We start from the raw sequence: 1126 nt of genomic DNA on the forward strand, positions 1-1126 counted from the left end.
GCCCCCCGGCCCGCACCGTCCGCCGACCCCGGCGCCGTCCGCTGGGCGGTCCAGCCGTCCGGGCCCGGCGGGCCGACCGGGCGCAACTACTTCACGTACGACCTGGCGCCCGGTGACACCGTCACCGACCACGTCGGCGTCACGAATCTCGGCGACCGCCCGCTCACCTTCGCGGTGTACGGCACCGACGCGTACACCACCACCGACGGCGCCTTCGCGCTGCTGCCCTCCGACCGGGCCGCCACCGACATCGGCGCCTGGATCGGCGTCGAGCGGCGGAGCTGGACCGTCCAGCCCGGCCGGCGCGCGGACATCCCGTTCCGCCTCACCGTGCCGCGCAACGCCACGCCCGGCGACCACACCGGCGGCGTGGTCGCCGCTGTCGCCCAGGACGGCGTCACCGCGGACGGGCAGCGGGTCCGGCTCGACCAGCGGATCGCCGCCCGGGTCTACCTCCGCGTCGCAGGCGAGGTCCGCCCCGCCGTGACTGTCGAATCGGTACGCGTCGACTACGACACCCCGCTCAACCCGGTCGGCCGCGCCGACCTCACGGTCACCTACCGGATCCGCAACAGCGGCAACGTCCGCGTCGGCGGCACCGGCGCGGTGGTCGTCGACGGCCCCGGTGGCTGGACGCTGTCCCGGACCAGCCCGGTCGACCTGCCGGAGTTGCTGCCCGGCGCCGAGTTCACCGTCACCGAGCGGGTCACCGGCGTACCACCCGCGCTGCGGCTGACCGCGACTGTCGACCTCGCACCCACCACCGTCGACACCGCGTTGCCCCCGGTGCAGCGCACCGCGAGCGTGTGGGCACCGCCCTGGCTGCTGATCGCCGCACTGGCGGCCGCCGGAGCCTGGCTCTACCTGCGCCGTCGCCGCCGTCGTCCCACCCCGGCCGCGCCGCCCACCACGACCGGGCCGGCGGCGGTGTCCGAGCGCGCGGCGACGGCTGCACCCGCCGGGCCCACGGCGGTGTCCGAGCCCTCGGCCGCTCCCGCCGGGCCGGCGGATGCGTCCGGGGCCACCGCCGGGGGGACGGCCGAACCCCCGGCGGGCGGCACGCCGGCCGGTGCCCGGTGACGCCGGTCCTGCCGGCCGCCGCCGCGATCCTCGCGCTGGCCGTGGC

The 1126-nt window shown here is 78.1% G+C and carries 1 protein-coding gene; it reads left to right on the plus strand.

Annotated features, from left to right (window positions below):
• Window positions 1-1080 (plus strand): WxL protein peptidoglycan domain-containing protein (locus AC2CHG_RS31495; protein ID WP_484526219.1); only part of this gene is annotated, 1080 nt, incomplete at its 5' end.
• Window positions 1081-1126 lie beyond the last annotated feature (46 nt).

Source organism: Micromonospora sp. ATLC20, assembly GCF_057196585.1.